Annotated in this window: 9 protein-coding genes; 7 read left to right on the forward strand and 2 right to left on the reverse strand. The window is 40.9% G+C overall.

What is annotated here, in order from left to right; all coding sequences use genetic code 11:
• The first annotated feature begins 307 nt into the window (after positions 1-307).
• The 4 genes from FC99_RS10800 to pglX (FC99_RS10815) are packed head-to-tail and all read left to right on the forward strand — an operon-like array spanning position 308 to position 8731.
• The gene (locus FC99_RS10800) at positions 308-901 is read left to right on the forward strand and encodes a DUF1819 family protein (protein WP_048734154.1); all 594 of its coding nucleotides are present in this window, start codon (positions 308-310) and stop codon (positions 899-901) included.
• Between the two features lies 1 nt (position 902).
• Positions 903-1481 (forward strand): DUF1788 domain-containing protein, encoded by a 579-nt coding sequence (locus tag FC99_RS10805; RefSeq protein WP_048734156.1) that lies wholly within the window; start codon positions 903-905, stop codon positions 1479-1481.
• A gap of 12 nt (positions 1482-1493) precedes the next feature.
• Complete coding sequence (gene brxC, locus FC99_RS10810) at positions 1494-5144, forward strand: BREX system P-loop protein BrxC (protein ID WP_048734157.1); 3651 nt, start codon at positions 1494-1496, stop codon at positions 5142-5144.
• A gap of 32 nt (positions 5145-5176) precedes the next feature.
• Positions 5177-8731, forward strand: a complete 3555-nt coding sequence (gene pglX / locus FC99_RS10815) for a BREX-1 system adenine-specific DNA-methyltransferase PglX (protein ID WP_056986550.1) — start codon at positions 5177-5179, stop codon at positions 8729-8731.
• Between the two features lie 56 nt (positions 8732-8787).
• On the opposite strand, the gene FC99_RS10820 is transcribed toward pglX (FC99_RS10815), so the two are convergent.
• Together FC99_RS10820 and pglX (FC99_RS10825) are read right to left on the reverse strand one after the other, a co-directional pair.
• Positions 8788-9876, reverse strand: a complete 1089-nt coding sequence (locus tag FC99_RS10820) for a tyrosine-type recombinase/integrase (RefSeq protein ID WP_048734161.1) — start codon at positions 9874-9876, stop codon at positions 8788-8790.
• Between the two features lie 54 nt (positions 9877-9930).
• Positions 9931-12012 (reverse strand): BREX-1 system adenine-specific DNA-methyltransferase PglX, encoded by a 2082-nt coding sequence (gene pglX, locus FC99_RS10825; RefSeq protein WP_056986551.1) that lies wholly within the window; start codon positions 12010-12012, stop codon positions 9931-9933.
• 160 nt (positions 12013-12172) lie between these two features.
• Between pglX (FC99_RS10825) and pglZ the strand changes: the two genes are divergently transcribed.
• From pglZ to FC99_RS10840, 3 genes are all read left to right on the forward strand, one after another.
• A complete protein-coding gene (pglZ, locus tag FC99_RS10830; RefSeq protein ID WP_048734165.1) occupies positions 12173-14710 on the forward strand; it encodes a BREX-1 system phosphatase PglZ type A in 2538 nt (845 codons plus the stop codon).
• A 125-nt stretch (positions 14711-14835) separates the two neighbouring features.
• On the forward strand, positions 14836-16158 hold the full coding sequence (locus FC99_RS10835; RefSeq protein WP_048734167.1) for a replication-associated recombination protein A: 1323 nt from the start codon (positions 14836-14838) through the stop codon (positions 16156-16158).
• 256 nt (positions 16159-16414) lie between these two features.
• Positions 16415-17674, forward strand: coding sequence for a Fic family protein (locus FC99_RS10840; RefSeq protein WP_048734169.1), 1260 nt, complete (start codon positions 16415-16417; stop codon positions 17672-17674).
• The last annotated feature ends 528 nt before the right edge of the window (positions 17675-18202 follow it).

Consider the following 18202-nt stretch of genomic DNA (forward strand, 5'->3'; position numbering starts at 1 on the left):
AATCTTTGGTATTAGTATTTGGTCCTAGTGACTAACTTGTTCTTGCAATTTGCGTAAGAATTTCTACCGGTGGTGACAGAAATTTTTATTTTAAGTTACAGAATTGAAGTGTATTCGTTAGTATAGGTATAGACTTTGCTGTGGTAAGTGCATTTTAAGTCAGTTTTCCTCATAACCCCTAATCTTTTAGCTGAGTCTCAGTGGATCGTTCATTATTTTCTAAGAGGTATCGCGTTGAACCGACTAATCTTATATAATTAGGAAAGAAATTTCAGTAAGATACGGTCATGATAGGAGGACGTAGCCAATGCCACAGTATAGTGCGTCGATGGTTTCACATTCTTTTTGGTTTAATGAGTTTTCACAGTATTTAGAACTCAAAGAACAGGGCAATAATGATGATGATATTCGTTATTTGGCAATTGAAGAAAACTTGTTTCAACAGCAATCGACGGCACGAGCACTCAGGATGGTGCAGACGCTTAAACGGCGGGTTAACGTTTTGGATGAGGACTATTTTGACCTATTTTCTTCACTGGACTTAACGAATCGAAAAATCATCAATTTATCTGCTAGTCTACAATTAGATCCTTTATTTGATGAATTTTTGTACGAGGTTTATCGGAATGAATTAATTTTAGGTGATGCTAAGTTGTACAGCTATGAAGTTGAAGCATTTTTTAGCCAAAAGCAAATTGAAAACCCAAAGGTGGCCTCTTGGACTGAGCAGACGACTAGGCGTTTAGCTAGCACGTTTAAAGCCTTTCTGCGGGAAGCGGGTCTGCTTGAAGACCAAGGTGACTATGATCAAGTGAAACGACCATTGCTGGATACCAGGCTAGAGATACTGTTACATACAAAAGGGTTAACTCGCCAATTAGCGGCGTTTTTAGGGAGATAGCATGACAAAAACAGCAGAGAAGCTTAAGCATTTACGGGAAAAGGTGGCTGATCCAGATTTTCAACAAAGTCGTGGATTGTCGAATGAGGTGTCTTATTATATTCTGGCCTATGAAGCGCAGGACCAACCATTAGTGACTGAAGAGATTAGCAATATGCGTCAGCAGTTGAATCGGGAAACGATTGGCATGGATATTGTCGAATTTAACTTGTATCAAATCATGTGGGAGCTACTAGATGAAATGGGCATTAAGCAGGATGTTCTAGAGATGGAAGTCAATGATGGAATCGACTATCTGACTGAACAGCTGAATAATGCGCTAGAAATGACAAGTTCAGAAAATATGTTTGTTCAATATATGCAGCAGCATTTGCCCGAGGAGCCAGTAATCGCTTTTGTTACTGGCATTGGGGATATATTCCCACTAATTAGAGCACATAAGGTTTTGAATACAATGCATCAAATTGTGACCAATGTCCCGGTTGTGTTTTTCTATCCTGGAACGTATGACAACTTGAGTCTCAGCATGTTTGGTGAGTCAAAAGAAGATAACTATTATCGCGCATTTCAAATTAACTAGGGGAGAACTGAAATGAAAATTAAAGATATTTTTGCGAAGCCAATTGACCGAGACATCAAAGGGGTCATTACGATTGGTGATGAACAAGATGCTAACGTCAAACAAGAGCTTGAAGAGTACGTGGTTACGAAAGAACTAGATAATCACTTTAGAGACTTCTTCGCTGCGTATGCTGAGGGTATCCAACACGATACGACGAATATAGGTGTTTGGATCTCTGGGTTCTTCGGTTCTGGTAAATCTCACTTTTTGAAAATTTTAGCTTATCTGCTGGAGAATCGAGAAGTTGCGGGTAAAACAGCTTTAGACTATTTCATTGATGATGCCAAGGTGCATGATCAAAAAACGTTGGCTAATATGAAGCTGGCAGCGTCAGTTCCGAATGAAGTGATGTTGTTCAATATCGACTCCAAGGCCAAAAATGGCAACAAGTCGCAGAAAGATGCAATCTTAAACGTTTTCCTCCAGGTGTTTAACGAACAGCTAGGCTTGTTTGGAGCTGACTTCTGGATTGCCGATTTGGAACGGGATCTAGTTGCTCAAGGAAAGTACGATGAGTTTCAGTCAAAATTCAAAGAACTTGATCGTCAAAATCGTGACTGGCTTGATGCACGGAATGCCTATGCCTTCTTAAAGGGAACTATTCGGGATACTTTAGTAGAGACTGGGTTTATGTCTGAGTCTGATGCCGATGGTTTTATTGATCAGTTGAAGAAAGAATATCCAATTAGTGTGGAAAGCTTTGCTAAGTTAGTAAATAAACATATTGAGGCACAAGGTAAAAATTATCATATGGCGTTTCTAGTTGATGAAGTGGGGCAATACATTGGTTCCAGTCAACAACGGATGTTGAATCTTCAGAGTATCGTTGAAGATCTTGGCACCTATACGCACGGTAAGGCTTGGGTCATTGTCACGAGCCAACAGGCGATTGACAAAGTAACCAAGAATATTAACGGACAGGACTTTTCTAAAATTCAAGGACGGTTCAATACACGGATTGCGATGTCCTCGGCAAACGTTGATGAAGTTATTCAGAAACGGTTATTATCAAAGACCGAACCTAGTGAGCGGTTGTTAGAAACAACTTTTGATGAGAACCAACATGTTATTAATAACCTGATTAGTTTTGATGGTAAAGAAGAGCGAAAGCGGTACGATAATGCAAAGATGTTTGCGGATCTTTATCCATTCGTCCCTTACCAAGTCGTTTTACTACAGGACACGTTGACAGCGATTCGTGAGAATGGTTCTGACGGTAAGCATTTGGCCAATGGGGAACGTTCGATGCTGGCTGTATTCCAGGAGTCAGCTCGTCGATTAGAAAATGAAGACACACGGGCATTAGTGCCATTTAGCATCTTTTTCCAGGGACTTAGTCACTTCTTGGATCATACCCATATGATTGTGATTCAACGGGCTCAGAATAATGAGCTGATTAATCCTAGTGGGGAAGACAATCCATTTGCAGTTCAGGTCCTAGAAACTTTATTTATGATTAAGTATGTCCAGGATTTTGATGGCACGCTGAATAACTTAGTGACCTTGATGATTGATTCGATTGATACTGATCGAATCGAACTAGAAGCTAAGGTTAAACAAGCCTTACAAGTACTCCAAGAGCAAAATATTGTCGAAAAGACGAGCAAAGGGTACGAATTCTTAACGGACGCTGAACAGGACATCAGTAAACAAATTCAGCGACAAGGAGTAGACTCGGGCGAAGTTTCTCAGGCGATTGGGGAATATCTCTTTAGTACGGCCGCAATCTCACGGCGGTACACGTATCCCAAATTAAAGCAGCAGTATACTTTTGTTTTTAATCAATGGGTAGACGATCGTCCGGTTGGTCAAACCAATCAGGATATTAACTTGAAAATTGTCACGGCAGCAAACGATGATAATCGAGATGACAGTGAGTTGCGACGACAATCTAGCTCGCCAGAACAACCACAAATTATTATCGATTTACCAGGGGAGTCTCAGTATGTAGATGACCAACAACAGGTTCTTCGTATTCAAAAGTTCATTCTAAATCCGCAAGAACAATCGCAGGATGCCCGCTCACAACGGATCGTGAACGTTAAGAAGACAGAATTGAATGCTTTGAAGAGTCGAGTTGCTAAAGAACTGTTAGATGTTTTGCAACAAGCTAACATTTATGTTCAGGGTGATCGCATTGATGCTGGAAAGAAGGACTTTTTTACCAGTTTAGCCCAGGCTGAGGAACAGTTAATTGATGAGATTTACCGTAACCTAAGCTATATCAACGTTGTGAAGCAGGAAAGTGACGTTGTCGCGTTATTTAAAGATACAAATGAATTAGTAAAGACAAGTGAAAACGAGCAAGCATTGCAGGCGGTTTTAGAACGGATTAATCGAGATTATTTAGGCCACAGTAAGATTTCATTTAAGTCGGTACTAGAACGATTTAATAAAATTCCCTATGGCTATCGAGAGATTGATACAAAATGGTTGGTTGCTAAACTTTTCGCTGATGCTAAGCTAAAAATTTACGTGAATGGTGAGTCGTTGAGCCTGCAAGCAGGATTATCGGCTAATGAAATTGCCAAGTATTTCTTGAAGCGACAGTATTTAGATGCTGTTCAGATGGAACCGCGGCAGGCTGTGAGTGAAGCTAAGAAGAAGGATTTACGAGACGTTGCACTAGAGTTGTTCAACAAGCAGACCTTTAGTAACAATGAAGATGACACCATGAAGCGTGAACTTCAGGAGAGCCTTGAAAATGCTCGAAAGGCTTTGAATGTCTATCTGCAGAAGCCCAATTATTATCCAGGGCAAGATGTCTTGCGTACTGGGCGGGACTTAATGACTCAGTTATTGGCACAAAAAGATACAGATCGGTTCTATGATTTGGTGAGCCAAAAGCATGACGACTTGCTGGATTGGCACGAGGACATGGACGATGATGGCATTAGCGAATTCTATCAGAGTGAGACACAGCAAGAGATCTGGGAATCCGGTCATAGGCAACAAGTTATTTATGATCGCTCGCAAAAATTTGTCACTGGAACAGTGGTTAAAGATGTGATTGGTAAGATTGATAGTCTGATGAAAAAACGGCCGCAAGGAAATATTAAAGGTCTTAAGGACTTAGTTGATGAATTCCGTAGTGCATTTAGCGATGAATTTGACGCTGGTTTAGGACGGGCACTACAAGATATTCAAAATGAGCAGGCAGCTACAGAGGCCTATTGTGAAGATAAACAATTATCATCTGAATTCTCAAGTCAGATTCAGCGAGAGTTTATGAGCCTGTTGGATGATGCGCGGGAAGCGACTACCTTGAATGGATTGTTCATCATTCCACAGCAAGCCACCTCTGTTCGGGTACGTTTAGTTCAGAAGATGGATCGCTTGTTGGCAGAACGGGAAGCCGAAAAAGCACGACGACTTCCAGAGGATGACAGTTCGGATGAAGGCAAACCTGATTCAGATTCCGACTCAGGTTCTAAAACAGTTTCAGAGTCAGTTGTGATTCCAGTAGTTAAGGAGCCAAAGGTGATTAACGTTCGGTCCTTAGGAATCAATCAATCTTGGAGTTTGAATAGTTCAGCGGATATCGACGTTCAAATCGAAAAGTTAAGAGATGTTCTTCAACAACAATTGAAGGAAAATGGCAAGATTAATTTTAGACTATAATAACGTTTCCAGTCAGAGTGAAGGAAGAGAATATGGATAAAACAGCGATTAAAAAATTTGCGGTTGAAGCACGTCGTTCACTCATAGAGAGTATCAAACTGAGGGCGGCTTCCTTGGGTATTTCTGAGAAGGGTGTAGAGGATAAGCTCCCAATCTCAACATCTGAAGTTGAATATTATAAGGATGAGCAGAATGGAATCACGGGTAAGGATATTGTTAAACGTCAGAAATTAGTTGCGGAACTAAATCAGCGGGCTACAAAGAATGATATTGCGACAGCGTTCCATGACCTGGTAGAGGAAGTTGCTTATACCTGGTTTAACCGAATCATTGCGATTCGCTTTATGGAAGTGAACGACTATTTACCGAGTCGAACACGGGTGTTGTCGAGTACGGAAAACCGGAATGAACCAGATATTATGATTCATGCACTGGATATTGCGGATGATTTGGGCGGATTTTCAGCGAAGGAACAGGATCTAATCAACCAGGCGTTAGACACAGAACAACTAACGGTTTTAGATGACGAATACCGGATGTTGTTTATTAAACAAGCCAACGCTTTGAATAAGAATCTGCCATACTTGTTTGAAACGACCAATGATTATGCCGAATTATTGTTCACTCCCAGCTATCATGACGGCGTTATTCAGCATTTAATCACCGATGTCAGCGAGGATGATTTCAACGTGGCCGTTGGCGGGCAGGTCGAGATTATTGGGTGGCTGTATCAGTACTATAATACGGAACCTCATAATCAAGTCGTGAATATTACGGGTGGACCAGTCAAGAAAGCCGACATTCCTGCTGCAACACAACTTTTTACGACAGATTGGGTTGTAAAGTATATGGTCGACAATTCATTGGGAAAGTTCTGGTTAGAACGTCACCCTGATAGTCAGCTCAAAGATTATCTAAGATTTTTGTTACCTAGCGATATTGAATTCGTTAGCGACGATGAGTCCATTGAAGATGTGAAGATTATTGATAACGCTATGGGTTCAGGTCATATACTAGTTTATGCATTTGACGTTCTGATGAAGATTTATGCTGAGCAAGGCTACTCCTCTCGGGATGCAGCAACGTCAATTCTTAAAAACAATCTCTTTGGTTTAGAAATTGATAAGCGGGCCTACCAGTTAGCTTACTTTGCATTAATGATGAAGGCTAGACAGTTCAATCGTCGTGCACTGCGCGCTGGAAGCGTGACGCCTAACGTATTTGTATTTGAAGATACTGATGATATCTCTGAAGAGTTTATGAGCCGAGTTGATACAGAAGTTCAGCCTGAACTGGCGGACATTGTTGAACGCTTCAGTAATGCGCGAGAACTAGGATCAATTATCCATTTTGATTCTAAAAAGTATAATTTCAACGAATTACGATTGGCTGTTGACTCAGTACAGGTGGATGATCTGGATCTCTTTAGTTTCCAGATGATGAAAGAGAAGCTCTTACGAGTACTAAGAATTGCAGAAATTCTTTGCGATAGGTATGAAGTTGTTGTGACAAATCCACCGTACATGAATAAGATGGAACCAGCTCTTAAGAAGTATGTTAAAAAGTATTATGCAGACTATTCAGGAGATTTATTTTCAATTTTCATTTTCAGTAATAGTAATTTAGCAAAGACTGGCGGGTACTCAGCCTTCATGACGCCATTTGTCTGGATGTTCATTAAGACTTACGAGAAGCTCCGAAAATACTTGATTGAGAATAAGAAAATTGATAGTTTGATTCAAATGGAATACTCGGCATTTGAAGAGGCTACCGTGCCAATTAATACTTTTGTTTTGAAGAATACTCGGTCGGAAGAAACTGGCACGTATGTTAAACTTTCAGCCTTTAAAGGTGGTATGGATGTACAGAAAGATAGGGTTTTAGAAGCCATTGCCAATTCAAGCATTGATTATCTTTATCGAACTAACCAAGCGAACTTCGCTAAAATTCCGGGGATGCCGATTGCTTATTGGGCTAGCGAGAGCTTGATACATGATTTCGAAGTTGGTATCCCGATGGATAAAGTTGCCGCTCCTCGTGTTGGTCTTCAGACAGCAGATAACAATCGATTCCTACGTGAATGGTACGAAGTAGAACACAGAAGGATTAAGTTTGATGCTACTTCGCTGAAAGATGCGCTTGAGTCAGGAAAAGAATGGTTTCCTTACAATAAGGGAGGGTCCTATCGCAAATGGTACGGTAACTACGATTACGTTGTCAATTGGCAAGATGATGGCCATGAAATTCGTAATTTTAAAGGCCCAAATGGGAAAGTACGTTCACGACCTCAAAATACTAATTATTACTTTCGTGAAGCGATAACTTGGTCATTAATTACTAGTGGCGGATTTAGCATGCGTTTTCGATCCTTAGGTAGTATTCATGATGTTTCAGGCATGTCGGCATTTTCTAATAATGAAGATAACTTAAAGTTAGTTTTAGGGATAATGAATTCACCTGTCGGAAATTATCTCACCAAAATTTTAAATCCCACTATTAATTTACAATTAGGTAACTTCAATTCAATACCGATTATTGATCAAGGTATTGGTGCTGGAATCGTAAAAATTGATGCATGCATTAATTTATCAAAGAAAGATTGGGCTTCAACTGAAACCTCTTGGGACTTCACCCACCATCCACTCTTAACTCACATCGCTGACGACAAGCAAAATGAAGTTAACGGTAAATTGAAAAATGCATTCGGTTTGTGGCAAGATGAAGCTCAGAATCGTTTTGATCAATTAAAAGCTAATGAAGAAGAATTGAACCGTATCTTCATCGATTTATATGGCTTAAATGATGAGCTTACACCTGATGTGGCAGATAAGGATATTTCAGTACGTTTAGCGGATGAAAAACGTGATATTAAGTCATTCCTTTCATATTTTGTGGGGGTTGTCTTTGGTCGCTATTCTTTGGATGTGAAAGGCTTAGCATATGCCGGTGGCGATTGGGATAAGGGTAAATATCAATCGTTTGTGCCAAACGAAGATAATATTCTTATGCTGAATGACGCAGATTATTTTGGTGATTCTCGAGACATTATCAATCGTCTGAAAGAGTTCTTGACGGTTACTCTTGAGGCCGAAACGGTTGAAGAAAATCTAAGCTATATTGCATCTGTCGTTGGAAAAAAGGCAGATTCAGACGAGGCTGCAATTCGACGATACTTTGTGGAAGACTTCTTCAAGGATCATAAAAAAATCTATCAGAAGCGACCTATATACTGGGAATTCAATAGTGGACGTCATAATGGATTCAAGGCATTGATGTATCTACATCGGTATAATGTAGATGAATTAGCAATGCTGCGGACAAACTATCTGCATCCATTACAGGGAAAATATGAACTACGGATTGATCAATTGACACAGTTGTCTGGTAATGAGACGGTGGCGAGTCAAAAGAAACGCTATGAAAAAGAACTTAAGCATTTAGAACAACAGTTAATCGAAATTAGAAAATATGACCCCTTAATCCAACATATTGCGAACCAAAAGATTGCATTGGATTTAGATGATGGTGTTATTGTGAATTATGACAAGGTTCAATCTGGTAGTGTAATTTTATCTAAGTTGAAGTAGTCAAAAAGGAGCCTCTCGATGTTGAGAGGCTCCTTTTGTGCCAAGTTATGTGCCAACTATTTCGATGCATTTTCTAGGATGGAAATAATCTTATCTTGATCCTGTGATTCAAGCTCTTTGATGATGTGCAGATAGGTGGATTGGGTTGTTGTGATGTTACTGTGTCCTAATCTACGAGAGACGGAAAGAACGCTGACCCCTTTATATAAAAGGATTGAAGCATGAGTGTGTCGCAACCCATGAAATGTAATTCGAGGGATATTTAGAGCAGAAAGTCTATCTGTTAATATCTTATTTATTTCAGCACTGACAAGGATATGACCATGAGAGTTCATAAAAATCGGTTGACTTGGACTTAGTGAATGATTTTTTTCAAAGTTTCGTAGTCTGTAGACAGTTTGTTGGTCAATGGTAATTTCGCGAATAGAAGAATGCGTTTTTGTCTTCATGAATCCAGTCTTATACTTATAATCCCAGGCCTTGTTCACGTTAATTATGTGCTTGTCCAAGTCAATATCATTAGCCGTTAGACCGACAATTTCGCCATAACGCATGCCAGTAACGGCAGCTAAATAGATGATCATTTCACCAATTTTTGAGGTGTCAAGGTTAGCTAGTAGTGTCGTCCAGTCATCATAATTTAAAGTTTTGGCAATTTTAGGACGTTCGTGACCCGTAATAACGGCTTTTCGAGTAGGGTCAGTTGTGATGATTTTTTCGTCTAAGGCTTCAAGAATGCAGGCACGAAGCTGTTTATGAAAGCATGAGACTGTTCGGCGAGCATGAGTTTCGGCGAATTTATTTAGCCTTTCTTGGTAAATTAACTTGGTTAAATCTTTTAATTTAAGGTCGCCAAAGAGCTCAATGGCATGTTTGGCGGTGTTCTCGTACTTGTTATAGGTGATTGGTGTAACAGCATTTTGTTTATAAACTTTGATCCAACGCTGATAATACGAGACTAAGGATTCACTACCGGATTTTACGGTCAGTAAGTTAGGATGTTCGGTCTGAACTTTACTAGCTGCTAAAATCGCTTCAGATTTAAGTAAGAATCCAGATTTACGAAGCTTTTTGTACTTACCGTCACGGTCCTTATAGGAGATCTCATATTGCCATGCGTTGCCACGTTTTCGATAACTAACCATATATTTATCCTCCATTGATCTTTAATTGGCACAAGTTTGTCACAGATAAGCTTGTTAGCCAACAGGAGAACGGCAATGTGATAGGTTGTCGTCAGCGATGTGAGTTAGGAGTGGATGATGGGTGAAGTCCCAGGAAGTTTCGAAAGAATCCCAATCATTCTGTGATAGGCCCACCGAAGTTTTCACACAATCAATCATTTGAAGAGATGTAGTAGAAATAACGGGAAAGGCTTGAAAATTACCGATCTGTAAATGGATAGTTGGATTTAACATTTTAAAGATATAATTTCCAACCGATGAATTCATTAAACCAAGTATGTTTAAAAGGTCAGTATTACTTTTTGAAAATGCCGACATTCCCGATACATCATGAATACTTCCGTACTTTCTCAATCGGATACTAAACGTTCCGCTGGTAATGTCTGACCAAGTTATCGCTTCACGAAAGTAATAATTAGTATTTTGAGGTCGTGAACGTACTTTCCCATTTGGGCCTTTAAAATTACGAATTTCATGGCCATCATCTTGCCAATTGACAACGTAATCGTAGTTACCGTACCATTTGCGATAGGACCCTCCCTTATTGTAAGGAAACCATTTTTTTCCTGATACAAGCGCATCTTTCAGTGAAGTAGCATCAAATTTGATCCTTTTGAGTTTTACTTCATACCATTCACGTAGGAATCGATTGTTATTTGCGGTTGCTAACCCTTGCTTTGGAGTAACTATAGTATCCATACGAGTTCCAACTTCGAAATCATGTATCAAGCTCTCGCTAGCCCAATAAGCAATCGGCATCCCCGGAATCTTAGCGAAGTTCGCTTGGTTAGTTCGATAAAGGTAATCAACAGTCTCATTTTGGACCGATTTTAAGTAGGCCGTCTCCTTCTTCTGTTGAGAATCAAAATTGACTAATCGCTCGTACGTTCCAATATAGTCAGCTACTGTCTGATGTTTAAAGACAAAAGTAGTTGACTGTACAACTTCCCCGCCGATTTCTTCAAAGGCCCTTGTGCCAAGATGAGCCATATTAATAAGCGTGTCTTCTTTTAAGACGTGTCGTAACTTTTCAAAACTTGAGAGAAACATCCAAGCGTGCTGTGTAATCATTGCGTAGTAGCCGTGTGAAACCGTCATAGCACGTAATCTTTCCATGAAGACCGCAAACAAGTCTGATTTACTGTTTGGGAAGTACTTCTTTACGTAGGCTCCTAACATATTATCCATTTTTCCAGAACCCATGTAAGGAGGATTCATAGCACCAATAGTGAATTTTTCGCTTAATATTTTACCAACTTCGACAATTTCGCGTAGCCTTGCTTGATTTTCAAGTAACACAACGGAATTTAATGTTAACTGACCAGTTGGAATCTCTGCATGTGCTATACGTTCAATTGATGACCAATCGACTTTCTCCTCGAATTGAATCAGAGAACCATACTCGTTACCGAAACGAAATTTATCAAGAAGCGAATCCAGACTCTTGACTTCACTCTCGCTGGTTAATAACTCTTGAAAATCAGAACTTGTTAAATTACCTGATTCAGGAATATCGAATACATTAGGACGAATATTAAGTGTTAAGAAACGTCTGTTAGTCGCTCGTGCTTTCATCATCAATGAAAAATAAGCCAGTTGGAAAGCACGCGTATCAATATCTAGCCCGTACAAATTGTTTTGAATAATCAGTTTTGCTGCGTCGCGTTGTGAATAACCTTCACGCGTATATATTTGCATAAAAACCTCAAAAGCATAAATTAAGATATGGCCCGATCCCATTGCAGCATCGATAAGTGTAACGTTATCAATACTTTCTTCTGATAATGTTGACGAATTGGATTGAACGACTACCTGATCTACCTGCTTAGCAGCGGGCATAAAGTAGGACCAGGAAAAATCATTTGCAATTTCCTTATCGGAACGCGGATCGCCCTTGGCTTGTAAAACATCAATCCAATAACGCCCCAAAGAATTTTCAACCATGTACTTAACAATCCAATCAGGTGTAAACAGCTGAGTAACTGCGGGAATATCTGACTCAAGATATTTTTTCTTTTTAAAGGCTTGGTCTTTAGGTTCCGTATTATAGTACTGATACAGCCACCCAATAATCTCGACCTGCCCGCCAACGGCCACATTGAAATCATCCTCACTGACATCGGTGATCAAATGCTGAATAACGCCATCATGATAGCTGGGAGTGAACAATAAATTTCACAAATTCTACTGCAGTCTTTGCTGGTTTACGTTATGATTAGGCTATATCATAAAACGGAGCGAAGAGGGAGTAAGTACCATGGCAGACGTTGACATCAATCAGATTATTACAACGCTCAAACAGCGTTTTACTGCGCAAAATCAATTTGTCTTTTGGTACGATGACAATGGCGATTTTTCAGACAGTATGACGGAAATTCAGCAGGCATTGCTGGGTGTCGCTGATGTTATTGTAATGGCACCGGGCCATCAATTAGAGACAAAGCAACAATTGCTGTCATTGTCATATCAGAGAAAGGCGTTGGTCTATTCGCCAGCACCTGAACCGGCACTTGAAGAAGATCATTTGCGTAATATTGTTTTATACTCAGGGACATTTACGGCGGATTCTAAAGAGATTCTGCGTAAAGATTTAGGCTTGCCAGAGGATCTGCGACCATTCATCAAACAGTTCGTCAGTTTCTTTGCCAGTAGTCGTCGCCGGGAGATCTTTTCTCGGTATGATGTTGCCAGCTACCATGCAAAACCGGAACTAGCGATTATGGCAGCATTAGTGCCCTTGAATCAACCAATTGTGGACTTTTTTGATTTATTACAGGAGTTGCTGGTTAAAGGGATACAAGATAATCCGGTGCTTGAAAAGTTTGATCACTTTGGTGTTTTGCAGGCCTTTTGGCAAGAAGTTGCTGAACATTTTGGGTATGTAGCTGAGACACCGCAGCTTGAAGACTTAGCTGCTGATTTATATCTGACGATGACTTATCAGCAAATAGGTAAGTCGGTTCCGGTGAGTTTAAATCAATACGACCTGAGTGCTCATGCAGCTAACGTTCAAACCTTTGTTCAGCAGTTTGGTAATCGTGGTGATATAAATGAATCAGCGGCTAGTGAAGATACGTTTGATAGTATTGCAGAACTAGTTTGGAAAAAAATAGATGGTGATCGGATTTTTAAGGCGTCTAAAGTTGATGATTTAGCCAAAGCAGATATGTTTCCACGGTTTGATCAATTGATCTTATTATGGATTCAAGAACGGCTTCAATTGGAAGATTTAGATAGCCGTTTGAATGGTCAAACAATTGCTGAGGTGACTCGGCAACGGCTAAATACGCATTATGGTCGGCAACCACGCTTTTCAAGATTATACCGGATGATTCGAAAGGCCTGGAATATCGTGCGTAATGGCCATCAAGATGCAACTGGTGACCTACAAAAAATGATTGATGATTATACAACCCAGAACTATCGAATGGATACGGACTACCGGAAGTTTACGACTTACTATCAGCAAGCTGGATTGCCAGAGGCGTTTGCGAAAACAAAGCAGTTAATTGAGTCGGTGTATATAAATAATTACTTAGACAAGTCAATTTATGCGTGGAACGAGCAATTTAATGTGCCGGATATTTTGCCGCAACATCTACAACGTAATTTTTACCGATTCTATATTGCACCAGAGAAAAATCGAATTGTCGTGATTATATCTGATGCCTTTCGATTTGAAGCAGCTAAGGAATTAGAGAAACGACTGAGTCGAGAAGATCAAGTGACAGCTTTATCAATGAATTATTTGGTGACGGGCTTGCCTTCTGTAACATATATGGGGATGCCGATGCTGCTGCCAAATCGACAATTGGATTTGAAAGATAAAGAATTATTGGTGGATGGTCAAGCAACTACCAATCGGGAGTTAAGACAAAGCATTTTGCGGCGGCATAATTCCAAGAGTGCTGCCTATAGTTTGGATGAACTAAAGGGAGCGGCTGCTAAGGAGCTTCGGTCAAAGTTTGCTGGGCAAGAAGTCGTGTATATCTATCACAATCAAGTTGATGCAATTGGTGATAATAAGAAGACGGAAGACGACGTGTTCAAGGCCACCGATGAAGCAATCGGTGAAATTCAACAGCTAATTACGCGGCTACGAACCCAGGGAATTGTGCATATCTATGTGACGGCTGATCATGGATATATTTATCGTGATGATCAGTTAAAGCCGACCGATAAGATTGATGTACCAACTAGCGAGGATGATGTAAAGTCACAGCGTTACTTAATAACATCCAGACAGTTTGAGTTACCTGGTGTTGGAAGACAACAGGTAAGTGATATTTTAGCAAATGACGATTCACGATATGTTTACTATCCGAAGACAGCAAATGTGTTTAGATCAGTCGGTTCGTTTAATTATGTTCATGGTGGTTCTTCACTACAAGAAATGATAGTACCGCTGTTGGAGGTAAAAGCGACCTCTAGCCGTTCTACAGCACAGAATGTGAAATTGGAACTCTTTAGTATGAATCGCCAGATTACTTCACTAACGGTACCACTTGTTCTGCGGCAAGAGCAGCCGATTGGACCGACAGTTATCCCAGCAGAGTTTACACTGTATTTTGTGAATGATCAGGGGCAACAGATTTCAGGTCAACAAACGGTCAACGCTAATAGTCGTTCAGAGTCCGTAAAGGATCGCATGCAGAGTATTCAGCTGATTTTAGCTGATCAAGCATATGATAAAGCGAAGGCTTACTCATTGGTGATTGAAAATATGAGTAGTCATGAGAAGACAGAAATTCCATTTACAATGGATATCGCTGATTTTAATGATTTTGATTTTTAAGTTCTACACAGTGGATGACGAGCTATGTTTTGTATTGCCTAGAAAAATAAGGTCAACGCGATTGCCAGCGTTGGCCTTTTTCGTCGCGCAAGTTTATCATTGAACGTAAAAGGACGGTGATTCTCGTGGAGCAAGAATCGTTATTTGCGAACCAACAGAATACGCCGCTAGCCAGTCGGGTGCGGCCACGGACGTTAGCGGAATTCGTCGGACAGACGCATCTGTTGGGGTCCGGTAAGATTCTCCGTGAGCTGATTGAAAATGACCAAGTCTCGTCGATGATTTTCTGGGGACCACCTGGTGTGGGGAAGACGACGCTGGCCGAGATCATTGCCCGGCAAACGCAGGCCAAGTTTCTACGATTCAGTGCGGTCGACAGCAGTATCAGCCAAATTAAAAAGATCATGAAGCAGGCGGGTAACGATTTAGCGGTCGGCGAGGAAACCATCGTATTCGTTGATGAAATTCACCGGTTCAATAAAGCCCAGCAAGACGCATTTCTCCCATATGTTGAGCGGGGAAGCATCGTTTTGATCGGGGCAACCACGGAGAATCCGTCGTTTGAGATCAATTCGGCGTTGCTCTCTCGGTGCAAGGTTTTCGTGCTAAAGGCATTGGAGACCACTGATATCGAGCAGTTACTGACCAATGCGTTGGCCAGTCCAGAGGGCTTCAAAGGAAATGTTAAAATTGGGGACGATGAGTTGCGGGCCATCGCCGAGTTTGCTAACGGCGACGCCCGGACGGCCTTGAACACGTTAGAAATGGCGGTGCTCAATGGCGATAAGCAGGGCGACCAAGTGACGGTCGACATGAACGACTTGAAGCAGTTGATCACGGAGAAATTCGTGCTCTACGATAAGTCTGGTGAGGAGCACTACAACATTATTTCTGCGCTCCACAAGTCGATGCGTAACAGTGATCCGGACGCCGCCATCTACTGGTTGTCGCGAATGCTAGAGGGTGGCGAAGACCCATTGTACATTGCCCGGCGCTTAGTCCGGTTTGCCAGCGAAGACATTGGTTTAGCCGATACCAACGCGCTCAACGTTGCCGTGAATGTCTTTCAGGCCTGCCAGTTTCTGGGGATGCCAGAGTGTGATGTTCACTTGACGGAGGCCGTGACCTATCTGGCGCTGGCCCCGAAGTCCAACGCCATTTATAAGGCCCGGTTAGCTGCCAAGAAGGACGTCAAAGAGACTCGTGACGAACCAGTGCCGTTACAGATCCGGAATGCGCCAACTAAGCTGATGAAGGATCTGGATTACGGCAAAGACTATCAGTACGCGCATGATACTAAGGATAAGCTGACGACCATGCAGACGCTGCCGGATTCGCTCGTGGGCCACGAATATTATCAGCCGACAGATCAGGGGCGCGAGGATTTATTCAAGAAGCGCTTGGATTATGTGAAGAAGTGGCGCAAAGAACATGAAGCAAAAGATTAATTTAAACTTCTGTTGATTTAGGATTAGTAATCGTCAATGTATTCTGTTTATTGAAAAATAGCCGATTTTTTGATTAATGGCGCACTACGGTGGTCTCTTAATCAAAAATTCGGCCTTTTTTTGATTATTAGAGCAATGATATCTCCTGTTTATTCGAAAAACGATTATTTTTGAATTTATAATGCGATTCATTTAGCTGTTCTAGAAAAAAGTGTTAATATTTTGATTAGTATCTATGGAAGATGGGGGTGACGTGATGAAATATCAGCTTTTAGCGAAATATAAATATAATGGTAGTGGACCACGCAAAAGTAGCGTGGAGATTGAACAGGAATATCAAAATCGTTTGAATGGGTATTCAACAATTAAGACAGAACTTCATCCGCTACTTGAGTTAGGGAATGAGGGTCAGCAAACAAATCGTTTTCCACTATTTTTCGTCCAACTGAACGATATTATTAGAATGGACGATACTGTGAAAAGAAACTCACAACAGATTCGCGAGATTATGAGTGAATTGCCAGGTATTGCCCAGACCAGTTATAGCAATCGACTACTAACTTCTGAAATTTATTTTACAAATGAAATTGAAGGCGTTAAGACCAATCGGGTTGAAATCGGGACGATTGTGGCAGAACGTCAACAAAAAGGCAGCATCAAGCGACCTCGGCGATTAGAATCTACGGTTCATCAATATGCGACTGCGTTACAGGGAAAATCGGAAAATATTCGACAGTTAGAGGACTTTCGTAGAATTTATGATGAGCTTTTAAAGGGAGAAATTGGAGAAAATGAACTTCCTGATGGTCAACTCTTTCGAAATAAAGGCGTTTATATTGGGACCGCCTCGAAGCGCGTTCATGTTCCGCCGGTCAATGAACGAGAGATTTCAGAGATGCTGTTACCACTGATTTCTTTCATGAATTCTCATCAAGTTGCATATCTTACAAAAGCTATTGTGACGCATTTTATGTTTGAGAATACGCATCCTTTTAATGATGGCAATGGCCGAATGGGTCGGTACCTACTAGCTTCCTACGTGGCTAGTAAGTTAGATCCTTTTACGGGTCTCTCAATCTCTGGAGCGATTCACGAGCAGCGTGACACTTATTATCGTGTTTTTCGAGAAGCCGATGACGCCGAGAACCGAGCAGATGTCACTCAGTTTGTGAAAACCATGTTTAAAATTATTGAGAGCGGTCAAGATACAGTTATTCGTGATCTAAAGGAACTTTCAGATGAGTTGCAAGCTGTGAGTGAAAATCTCGTAAAGGTTGTTCCGGAAGCCGAACGACCAGTGGCGTATATCTTTGCGCAATCGAGCTTATTCTCTGGGAGTGAAGAGTTGGGAATTAAGGATAGGGAACTGGTAGATTTCTTAAATTCTCAGGATAGCCGCACTTTTCCAAAATCAGCGGTTAAAAAGGTCATTCAGCAATTGGAAGATCAGCGTATCATTAGGTTGATCAAAAAACGTCCGCTCCAACATGTTTTGAATAATGAGTTTCGAAAATAGGTATCGGTTATTGAATGTAGCCGATTTTTGATTAACGTCGGTGTAGAACCGGTTTATAATTCAAAAAAACAGCTATTTTCGAATTATTAGCGATCCATGAGCTACTGTTTATTGAAAAATCTCCTATATCTTCAATTACAGCCCAACCAAAGCATTCGTTAATGCTAAAATCTCACATTTGTAGATAATGAGAAAATAATGAAATTACCCATTGATTTTTCACCAACTGGCGCCTATAATCATGACAATACTTTTAAAACGTTGAGGAAAAAAGTAGCATCCGTCGCGATGCGTAGTGAGTCACGGTAAGTGGAAAGTGACCATCTAGCGGGTGTGAAAATCATTTCCGAGTTCGAGACTGATATGTAGGTTATCGTGGTGGCCACCATTATCTGGCTAGCGGATGTTAGTCCGCGATGAGTGTGGCGTTTGACGTCACAAAAAGGTGGTACCGTTCTACTTGTAGAGCCCTTTTCCCGTAGTGGGAAGGGCTCTTTTTGACGTTCTAGGTAAAAATAAAGGCTGTGG

Origin of the sequence: Levilactobacillus koreensis JCM 16448, assembly GCF_001435525.1 — a bacterium.
GTDB classification, from domain to species: domain Bacteria; phylum Bacillota; class Bacilli; order Lactobacillales; family Lactobacillaceae; genus Levilactobacillus; species Levilactobacillus koreensis.

Bases quoted from the DNA above. Each gene is read 5' to 3' on its own strand.
- pglZ (WP_048734165.1), top strand. From the start codon at position 12,173: ATGGCAGACGTTGACATCAATCAGATTATTACAACGCTCAAACAGCGT.
- brxC (WP_048734157.1), top strand. From the start codon at position 1,494: ATGAAAATTAAAGATATTTTTGCGAAGCCAATTGACCGAGACATCAAA.
- FC99_RS10820 (WP_048734161.1), bottom strand. From the start codon at position 9,876: ATGGTTAGTTATCGAAAACGTGGCAACGCATGGCAATATGAGATCTCC.
- FC99_RS10800 (WP_048734154.1), top strand. From the start codon at position 308: ATGCCACAGTATAGTGCGTCGATGGTTTCACATTCTTTTTGGTTTAAT.
- FC99_RS10805 (WP_048734156.1), top strand. From the start codon at position 903: ATGACAAAAACAGCAGAGAAGCTTAAGCATTTACGGGAAAAGGTGGCT.
- pglX (WP_056986550.1), top strand. From the start codon at position 5,177: ATGGATAAAACAGCGATTAAAAAATTTGCGGTTGAAGCACGTCGTTCA.
- FC99_RS10840 (WP_048734169.1), top strand. From the start codon at position 16,415: ATGAAATATCAGCTTTTAGCGAAATATAAATATAATGGTAGTGGACCA.